Source organism: Flavobacterium rarum (SeqCode), assembly GCF_965234445.1.
In the GTDB taxonomy this organism is placed as follows: domain Bacteria; phylum Bacteroidota; class Bacteroidia; order Flavobacteriales; family Flavobacteriaceae; genus Flavobacterium; species Flavobacterium rarum.
On the sequence record NZ_OZ248491.1, the window covers coordinates 24,246 to 34,553 of the forward strand.

Genomic DNA, 10,308 nt, shown 5'->3' on the forward strand with positions numbered 1-10,308 from the left:
AATTTCTCTTAATTAGGTTTTGTATAATAAATTTCAAATTTCAATCTTTTCTTGTCATCTACTGGCAAATTATTACCAAATAAAATTACTCCCAACGGACTCATAACAGAAGCCGATGGAGCAAATAATGGCTTGCCGTTTTTATCCTTTAAAGCGTAAAATGAAGACTTATTAATGTTTTCTGTCACTACAAGACCTATTTTTACGTTAGTAGAATCTTTAAATTTTACAAGATTTCTGATATGATTTGTAATTCTAAATTTATAATAGGAATCATTACCATTTTCAGTTGTTCCTTTTGATAGTATACCACCAAAAATATATTTATTGTATTTGGTATTTGAAACAATAGTACTTTCATAATAATCGCTTAAAACCTGATTATTTGTATAATCGTACAGATAGATTCGCTGTGGCACATAACTAGCTCCCATTTCTGATGCATTTAAATGAAACACTAAATTTGCTTCATTAATAAGATATTTGTTAGAACGCATTATATCCAATTTATCTGGAACGGTATTGGGAGCTCCACTTACACCATCATCTCCATATTTATCAATGCTCCCAAATAATTCAATAATTGACAATGAACCTGCTCCACCTTTAAGATAAAGATTTGGATCCCCATTTACTTTGTCCACATTAGACTCATTAGTAGCATTAGTATATTTTGAATTGCTATTACTTTCATCCAATAAACTTACCGTATTTCCTTTTAATTCCAAAATCATAGTCTTATCTACAGTTTTTGAATCAATAGTCTCTTTATAATTTATAGTAATTTTTCCTTTCGTAAAATCGATCATGGCTAAGTTACCAGAATTACCACCTGTAGCTTCAATGTTAAAAAACAAGCCTCTGAAATAATTTTTGAATATTTCATTAGTAGCCAACGAACCTGCCGCAGCTCCAAGAGAACCGAATAATTTTTCTTGAAAAAAATCTTTATTTAAATTTAGTTGCATACCCGGGGCTGTTCGGGTAGTTACATCTTTATCATCAACTTTTGTAACATTGACATGTTCAGCTGGATCAAAAAAGAATGCTATGTTTTGCGCAGTGCTTGGGTCATTATTTAAAGCAGATCCAATTTTAGCTCCATTAAAATCATTGTATTGATCGTTGTAAAATTTTTGAGCTTTCAGAAACTGTTCGGCAGGATCCAAATCTCTCATGTAATATCCAGATTCATAGATACTCAACTTCATCTTTGCTTTTTCAGGACCAAAAATAGAATCCAATTCATAAGTTGTTACACCAGTAGTATTATCTAATTTTGTTTTTGTTTTGTCTGTAAAATAAGGAACAGTTAAAACCACAGTTGAAATTACAGCCGATTTATCAATTGTTGTGCCGGGAGTAGCTAAAATAATTTGGGTGTTGAAGTTTGCAGTAGTAGTTCCAAAAGACGGATTTTCATAAATTCCAAGTGCATTTACTTCTAAATTATTGGATTGAATTGGGCCTAATTTCTGATTATAAGCCAATACAGGAAATTCTTCTTTTGTTATATCAAAAGAATTGTTACCAATTAAATCTTCACCAATAACATTAAATTCTTTATCACAGGAATTAAATAAGACAATAAATAAAAGAAAAGGAATGGTTTTAAAAAAAGAATTTTTAAGCATATTTATTCGTAAAAGTTTGATTTATAACAACATATTTTTATAAAATTCGGTATAAGCTACCGCAAATTCATCTTTATGTTTCAAAGGTAAAAAAGGTTTATTGGAAGATTCTATAAATTTTGTTAAACTTGGAGACAGTCCATCAGAGGCTATTATAACGGCATCTGAATTAAGAATAGTTGTTTTAATAATGTTTTCATAATTTGGAACTTCCAAATCTAAAATTGCTTCATCTGGTATTCCATCAAAACGAACTTTATTAATCATTTCAACATCTAAAGACCCATCAAAAGATTGGCTATAGACAGAAGTCACAATTTTGGTATCCGAAAATAAAGCTTCGTTTTTATAAAAATGTTTCATATAAACAGGCAACATGGCAGCCATCCAACCGTGAACATGAATAATATCTGGAACCCAATTTAATTTTTTCACTGTTTCGACAACACCTTTTGCAAAAAAGATAGCACGTTCGTCATTGTCTGGATACATTACCCCATCTTCATCTGCAAAAGTTGCTTTTCTTTTAAAATATTCATCATTATCTATAAAATAAACCTGAATCCTTTCTTTAGGGATAGAAGCTACTTTAATAATTAAAGGCATATCCAAATCATTCACAACCAAATTCATCCCAGAAAGTCGAATTACTTCATGCAATTGATGTCTTCTCTCGTTAATATTTCCATACCTTGGCATAAAAATTCTAATTTGCCCTCCTTGATCATTAATCATTTTTGGTACGTCATAAGACATTAATGAGACCTCATTTTCAGCGAGATAAGGTACAACTTCAGATGATACGTATAATATCCTCTTATCTTTCATAGTATAAATTGATTAATTATTGGCAATAAAAACCACGCAAAATTACAAAATTTTATGCAGTTATGGACTAAAATATTAAGTTTGCACCTAATTTAAACAAAACTACTATGCAAATTTTCTATGGAAAAGCAGCTTTAATGGACTATTTATCTTCCATAAAGACTACAAATTCTACAATTGGATTTGTTCCAACTATGGGTGCTTTGCATAAAGGTCATCAATCCTTAATGCTTGAATCTATTAAAGATAACGATGTCACAGTTGTTAGTATTTTTGTCAATCCAACACAATTTAACAATCCGGAAGACTTAGATAAATACCCTCGTACTTTGGAAGAAGACATAGTAAAAATATCCCGCATTGATCCAGCCATTATTGTCTTTGCACCAACGGTTGAAGATATGTATGAAGGAAATACCCTATCACAATCTTTTGATTTTGATGGATTGGAAAATAAAATGGAAGGAAGATTTAGACCAGGGCATTTTAATGGTGTAGGTACAATTGTAAAACGCCTTTTTGAAATTGTAAAACCAAAAAAAGCCTATTTTGGAGAAAAAGACTTTCAACAAGTACAAATCGTCAAAAAAATGGTTGTAAAAAATCATCTTTCTGTTCAAATTATAGAATGCCCTATCTTTAGAGAATCCAATAACTTAGCGATGAGTTCTCGAAATGAACGGCTAACTTTGCAAGAAAGAAATGAAGCAGGAATTATTTATAAAATTTTAGATCGTGCCAGATCAAAATTTAAAAACAATAGCGCTACAGAAATCACTAAATGGGTTAATAGAGAATTTGAAAAAAATAAAATATTCACATTAGAATATTTTGAAATTGCAGATGAAGACACCCTTTCTACTTGCATCAGAAAAAGTAAAAACAAAAAATACCGCGCTTTTATAGCCGTTTTTATAAACAACATACGGTTAATTGACACCCTATCATTAAATTAAAACACCATGCAAATACAAGTTGTTAAATCAAAAATTCACCGTGTAAAAGTTACAGGAGCAGACTTAAATTACATCGGAAGTATTACTATAGACGAAGCTTTACTAGAAGCATCCAATATTATAGAAGGCGAGAAAGTATCTATTGTAAACATTAATAACGGAGAACGATTTGATACTTATGCCATTGTGGGCGAAAAAAACTCTGGAATTATCACTTTAAATGGTCCAGCGGCAAGAAAAGTTCAAAAAGACGACATCATTATCATTATATCCTATGCTACTTTAGAATTTGAAGAAGCCAAAACATTTAAACCATGGATTATTTTTCCAAATGAAAATGACAATTCATTGACATAAATTGCGTTAATGAGGGAATTGTTATTGTTTTTTGAAACACCAAATAATTGTTTATATTGCTTTACTGTATTATCCTAAAATAACCAACTCCCATTCTTATGAAACATTTATTAACAACACTACTGTGCATTTGGTCAATTGCAAGCTTCTCGCAAGTAAAGATTATCAATTACAATTCAGATAAACTGCAGGAAAAAAGAGAATTATACGTTTCTTTACCTAAATCATACGAGAAAAATCCGAACAAAAAATACCCTTTAGTTTTAATATTGGATGCTGATTATTTATTGAATCCATTTGAAGAAACATTGAAATATGGAGCTTATTGGGATGATCTCCCAGAGGTGATTATTGTCGGAATAAGTCAAAACAAAAACGATCAAAGATCAATAGATTGTGGACTGGACGTAGTTACTGGAATGCCTGATGGAAAAAGCGTCGATTTTTTTGATTTTATATCCCTAGAACTTATGCCATTTATACAGCATGATTATAGAACTACCAATTTCAAAATAATTGCTGGACATGATCTTACGGCAGCTTTTACCAATTTTTTTCTGTATAAAGACAATTCATTGTTTAATGCCTATATTTCCTTAAGTCCTGAATTACCTGCGAATATGGACAATGAATTACCCAATATTTTGGCAGCTAGTAAATTTCCTCTTTATTATTATTTATCTACCGCAGATGGTGATGAAAAGAAAATGCAAGCAAGAATTAAAGAACTTGACACAAAAATTCAGGCCATACAAAATCCAAACTTGAACTATAAATTTGAATCGTTCAAAGAAGCTTCTCATTTTTCATTGGTATTGCATTCAGTTCCAACAGCTTTGTATCAAATTTTTGCAGCTGCTCAACCTATTTCTACCCATGAATACAACACCAAAATTGTTACACTCAAAGAAGGATATGTTGACTATTTGAAAAACAAATACGAAGTAATAGAAAACTCATTCGGCATTTCAAACCCAATACGAATCAATGATTTCAAAGCTATTGAAGCAGCTATCTTGGAAAACAAAGATTATAATGAATTGGACGCATTAGCAATTTTTGCTGACAAAAGTTATCCAAAAAGTATGCTAGGCGATTATTTTTTGGCAACTATGTTTGAATATAAAGGAGATAATCCAAGAGCCGTTCGCTATTATATGTCAGGGTTCAACAAAGAAGAAATAGCAGATATTACCAAAGATATGATGTTTTCCAAAGCGGAGGAATTGAAAAAAACTTTTGCTAAAAAACCAAAAATAAAGGGAAAAGTCGGTCAAGATGTTGAAACAAAAGAAACTCCAGTAGAAGAAACACCTGCCACAGAAGCTACACCACCCGAAGAAAAAAAACCAGAATAGATGGCCAAAGTCAAAACAACATTTTTTTGCCAGAATTGTGGCGCACAATATGCCAAATGGCAAGGACAGTGCAATTCCTGTAAAGAATGGAATACTATAGCCGAAGAAATTATACAAAAACAAGAAAAAGTAGCCTGGAAAAGCGAATCTTCATCTACCAGTAAAGCACCAAAACCTTTGCGAATCAATGAGATTGACAGCACCGAAGAAATTCGACTAGACACTACTGACAACGAATTAAACAGAGTATTGGGAGGCGGTATTGTACCCGGATCACTCATTCTACTTGGAGGCGAACCGGGTATTGGAAAAAGCACTCTTTTACTCCAAATTTCATTAAAATTACCCTTCAAAACTTTATACGTTTCGGGTGAAGAAAGCCAAAAGCAAATCAAGATGCGAGCGGAACGTATCACTCCAAATGGAGACAATTGCTATATTCTCACCGAAACCAAAACGCAGAATATCTTCAAACAAATAGAAGCCATTCAGCCTGAAATTGTAATTATTGATTCGATTCAAACCTTACATACCGATTATATTGAATCGACTGCAGGGAGTATTTCTCAAATACGGGAAACTACTGCCGAATTGATCAAATTTGCCAAAGAAACCAATATTCCTGTTATTTTAATTGGTCACATAACAAAAGATGGAACCATTGCTGGTCCAAAAATTTTGGAACACATGGTGGATACCGTTTTGCAATTTGAAGGCGATCGCAATCACGTCTATCGTATTTTACGTTCGTTGAAAAACCGTTTTGGATCTACTGCCGAAATCGGGATTTACGAAATGCTCGGAAGTGGATTGAGAGAAGTATCCAATCCGTCCGAGATATTAATTTCGCACAAAGACGAAGAACTATCGGGAACGGCAATTGCCACAACACTCGAAGGCATGCGTCCTCTGATGATTGAAATTCAATCACTGGTAAGTACAGCAGTTTATGGAACTCCCCAACGAAGCACAACAGGTTACAACGCCAAAAGACTCAATATGATATTGGCAGTTTTGGAAAAAAGGGCCGGTTTCCGATTGGGAGCCAAAGACGTATTCTTGAATGTTACTGGCGGAATTTCGGTAGATGATCCTGCCATAGACTTAGCAGTAGTTGCTGCCATTTTATCGTCTAATGAAGATATTCCAGTTGACAAAGGATTTTGCTTTGCCGGCGAAGTGGGACTTTCGGGCGAAATTCGTCCTGTGAATCGAGTGGATCAACGCATTCAAGAAGCAGAAAAACTAGGATTTTCGACTATTTTTGTATCCAAATACAATAAAATCGCTTTGAAAAATACGGGTATAAAAATCCAATTGGTAGCCAAAATTGAAGATGTCGCTAGTCAATTGTTTGGGTAAAATAAAAGTTAGAAACATCAATAATTCGATAAATAAGTATAAAACAGATTTACACGGACTAATTTGTGAAAATTTGTGAAATCTGTGTCAAAAAAAAATTCTTTTTCCATTTCAAACATGAGAACTAACAAACAAAAGTTACTATTGGCTTCCAAAATACTTGGAATCGTTATTGTTGTACTCCTAATTGGTTTTCTAGCATTTAGAAATGAACTTTTAAACCAAGCCATAGATAAAGTTTCAACCACCATGAAACTGGAATACAACAGCGAATTTGCTATAAAAAAAGCTTCTTTTGACGGTATTTCCGGAATAGAATTGAACGAAATCACTTTGGCACCAAAAAACCTAGACACTATTTTTAAAATTCAAAAAATAAAAACAACTGTCAATTTATGGAAATTGTTAATTGGCGATGTTCAACTTGGCACTCTTGAGATAAAAAATGGGTATGTTCAATTAACTAAAAAAGGGAAAATCAAAAACTTTGGCGCTTTCTTAAAAAAGGACAAAAACGAACCTAAATCTACTAAAAAAAGAGATTATGCAGAATTTGCCTATCGCATTATCTCCAAAGTACTCAATTTGGTTCCAACAGATATGAATATTGAAAATTTAGTATTCAAACTCGATGATAATGGCAAAAAAGCAACGGTAAATATTAAAAAACTATCCTTATTTGAAACCAAACTGGAATCAGCAATAGATATGCAAACCAACACTTTTGCACAGAGATGGAAAATCAACGGAATGGCGGATCCTAGAAATAAAAAAGGCGATTTACGTTTTTTTAATATTGATACTGGCGCCATAAAAGTGCCCTATTTTGATGAGCGTTACAACCTAAAAGCAAGTTTTGATTCCATCCGATTCAATGTCCAAAATATTGACATGAGTGGTGGCGAATTGCACTTTCACGGTTACACTTCGATTACAAATTTAAAAATGAATCATAAACGTATAGCTAATAAAGATGTCATTATCAAAAATGCAAGATTTGACTATCGATTCTTGTTGGGTTCTGATTTTGTTTCTATCGATAGCAGTTCAACTTTTCAATTCAATAAAATCAAAGTTCATCCTTACCTTTCTTATAACACCGAAGAGGATACTGTGTACAAACTCAAAGTGGCTATTCCCAAAATGAAAGCGCAAGATTTCATTACATCTCTTCCTGATGGGTTATTTACCCATTTCCAAGGCATGGAAGCAACTGGTGATTTTGATTATAAATTGGACTTTAAATTCAACAAAAACAAGCCACACACTATTGTTTTTAAAAGCAACATAAACAAACACGACTTAAAAATAACGAAATACGGCACTACCAATTTGACAAAAATGAATGGCGAATTCACCTATCGAGCAGTTGACAAAGGCGTACAGCAACGCCCCGTTTTTGTCGGCACAAGCAACCCATATTACACCTCTTTGGATCAAATATCGCCTTACCTGCAAAAATGTGTTTTGACCTCCGAAGATCCTTCTTTTATGTCGCACCGCGGTTTTATTAATGAAGCCTTCAAACAATCGATTCTTAAAAACATTCGAACCAAAAAATTCTCACGTGGGGCGAGTACCATAAGCATGCAACTGGTGAAAAATGTATTTCTAACTAGAGAAAAAACATTATCCAGAAAACTAGAAGAAATTTTGTTGGTGTACATTATCGAAAATAACCGAATCACAAGTAAACAACGAATGTTGGAGGTGTATTTTAATATTATCGAATGGGGACCAAACGTATACGGAATTGGAGAAGCAGTCGAATTCTACTTCCAGAAAAAACCAGCCGATTTAAACATAAACGAATGTTTGTATTTGGCCACCATTATCCCAAAACCAAAAAAATTTATGTGGCAATTTGACCAAGAAGGTCTTCAAAAAGCATCCGCAACCAAGCAACAGACTTTCTTGAGAAATTTGATGTTTCGCAGAGGATTGTTAGTACCCGAAGATACAATTGGGCTCTCCCCTTCTATTTTACTTACAGGTCGTGCTCATTCATTATTGAATATTAAAGTACAGGATACTACGGTTATTGACTCTATAGCTGTTAAAGAAGAATTTGATTTTTAGAAATTAAACTATTCTTTTTTCAAGCATATCCATTTTGGAATACCTTTAATAGTATAAAAAACATAAAACAGAATATTTTCTTAAAAAAGAATCCTTCACAATTGTTTTTAAATTCAAAAATTACGAAATATCACTGAAAGTGGGTATTTCCTAATTGAGATATTTACAATACGTTTGCATCATTACTTTCTAAAATCAATATAAAACGATATGATAAAAAAACGTACCTCTTCTATTCTTCTTGGATTTCTCCTAACACTTCTTTTATTTGCCTGTAGTGCGGAAGACAACATGACACCATCACCCACAAATCAAACTGCAGAAAAGGCGAAAAATTAGTTTGAAAGTGATTTAAACACTACGAATCTCAAAATTATAGAGTTTACCAAAGACATTCATTGGGATAAAGCAATAATTACAAATGGTGAAAAAGGCCAAATTATCGAAGTACCAATAACCCTAGTAGACCTCGTAGGGACTTCAAATACTGGTGCCAAAAAACTAAAGGACTATCATAGATTATTATTTACTAAAAGCGACAAGGATATCTATAATTGTTATGACCTTCAAATTTTTACAAATGATAATAACTTTGACAATTTTGATACAAATTTTAATTTTTACAACATCAAAGAAGATTTCAATGGCTTTATAACTATGTATGACCCCACAAAACGTATTGTTGCTTCACAAAAAGTCAAAGAGGGAAAGTTTCCTAAACCTGAATTAACAGCCAAAGAAGACACCTATGCAACTTGCACATATTTAGGGTGGATTTATGAAGATGGGCATTTTGAAGTAATAGAAGAACTATATTGTACAGGAGGTGGATCAGGAGGTGGAGTTGATGGTAACACCGGTGGTTATGGCGGTGGTAGTACTAGTGGAACAAGTACTAACACTCCCGTAATTGATTATTCAGTAAAGAACCCCTGTGATAAAATTAAAAAACTTAAAGAAGACCCAAATTACAAGAATGCAGTGGTTGAGTTAATGAAAAATTTCAAAATACAGTATGAAACAGGCTACTATATTAGTAAATCTAATGGATATGAAGATGGATTTCCAGATGGCAACCTTAAATTGACTGGAACTATATATTCAGATACTTATGGCATTATACATGTTCACGAAGATTCGTTTGAACATCAGGTTGATAATGGAGGCATTCGAGCAGAAACTGTAGATATCATCCCAATGTTTTCTCCTGGGGATGTTGATACATTTTCTTCTTTATTGCTTACTGCAAATAAATATAAAACATCATCTTTGGATGAAGTATTTGTTGAAATGGTCAGTAGTTCGGGCAGGTACCAATTGCGTTTTGAAGGAAACATAAATAATGTTAAAAACTTTGATTATGAATCATTGAAAGACACATACAAAGAAAAAATGAATCTATATAGTAATGATTTAGAAACAGGATTACTAATGTTTATAAAAGATTACATTGGTATTGAAGGAATCACGCTGTTTAAAATGAATGAAAAAGGAAGTACAGAAAGAAAAACATTATCAAGTCCAAACGTACTGGAATCAAATCCTTGTAAATAAAACTAAAAAAAATAGGCTCTTCGCCTAAATTAGTGGGTATACAAAATATTCACTAATTTTCGGCATGGAAGATTTATCAGGCTTAGGCCCCTTGTTAGGAATAAAAGCACCTTGGTTGTTAGTTGATGCAAAAGTTCAAAAAGCAAATCTAGTTATTGATGTTTATATAGATTTTGAACG

At 32.8% G+C, this 10,308-nt stretch carries 8 protein-coding genes; 6 read left to right on the forward strand and 2 right to left on the reverse strand.

The window, feature by feature from the left end; all coding sequences use genetic code 11:
* Positions 1-8 precede the first annotated feature (8 nt).
* Together bamH and AC8GF4_RS10295 are read right to left on the reverse strand one after the other, a co-directional pair.
* Positions 9-1,634, reverse strand: a complete 1,626-nt coding sequence (bamH, locus tag AC8GF4_RS10290) for a BamH family beta-barrel-assembly machinery protein (protein ID WP_506594440.1) — start codon at positions 1,632-1,634, stop codon at positions 9-11.
* Between the two features lie 21 nt (positions 1,635-1,655).
* Positions 1,656-2,462, reverse strand: a complete 807-nt coding sequence (locus AC8GF4_RS10295; protein ID WP_506594441.1) for a glycogen/starch synthase — start codon at positions 2,460-2,462, stop codon at positions 1,656-1,658.
* A gap of 107 nt (positions 2,463-2,569) precedes the next feature.
* Between AC8GF4_RS10295 and panC the strand changes: the two genes are divergently transcribed.
* The 6 genes from panC to AC8GF4_RS10325 all read left to right on the forward strand — a co-directional run bounded on the left by panC (position 2,570) and on the right by AC8GF4_RS10325 (position 10,128).
* Positions 2,570-3,418: a pantoate--beta-alanine ligase gene (gene panC / locus AC8GF4_RS10300; protein ID WP_506594442.1), complete on the forward strand. Its 849-nt coding sequence runs from the start codon at positions 2,570-2,572 to the stop codon at positions 3,416-3,418.
* A gap of 6 nt (positions 3,419-3,424) precedes the next feature.
* Positions 3,425-3,775, forward strand: a complete 351-nt coding sequence (gene panD / locus AC8GF4_RS10305; RefSeq protein WP_506594443.1) for an aspartate 1-decarboxylase — start codon at positions 3,425-3,427, stop codon at positions 3,773-3,775.
* 98 nt (positions 3,776-3,873) lie between these two features.
* Complete coding sequence (locus AC8GF4_RS10310; RefSeq protein ID WP_506594445.1) at positions 3,874-5,133, forward strand: alpha/beta hydrolase; 1,260 nt, start codon at positions 3,874-3,876, stop codon at positions 5,131-5,133.
* Positions 5,134-6,495, forward strand: coding sequence for a DNA repair protein RadA (gene radA, locus AC8GF4_RS10315; RefSeq protein WP_506594446.1), 1,362 nt, complete (start codon positions 5,134-5,136; stop codon positions 6,493-6,495). It begins immediately after the preceding gene.
* Positions 6,496-6,612: 117 nt separating this feature from the next.
* The gene (locus AC8GF4_RS10320; RefSeq protein WP_506594448.1) at positions 6,613-8,574 is read left to right on the forward strand and encodes a transglycosylase domain-containing protein; all 1,962 of its coding nucleotides are present in this window, start codon (positions 6,613-6,615) and stop codon (positions 8,572-8,574) included.
* A 657-nt stretch (positions 8,575-9,231) separates the two neighbouring features.
* Positions 9,232-10,128: a hypothetical protein gene (locus AC8GF4_RS10325; RefSeq protein WP_506594449.1), complete on the forward strand. Its 897-nt coding sequence runs from the start codon at positions 9,232-9,234 to the stop codon at positions 10,126-10,128.
* The last annotated feature ends 180 nt before the right edge of the window (positions 10,129-10,308 follow it).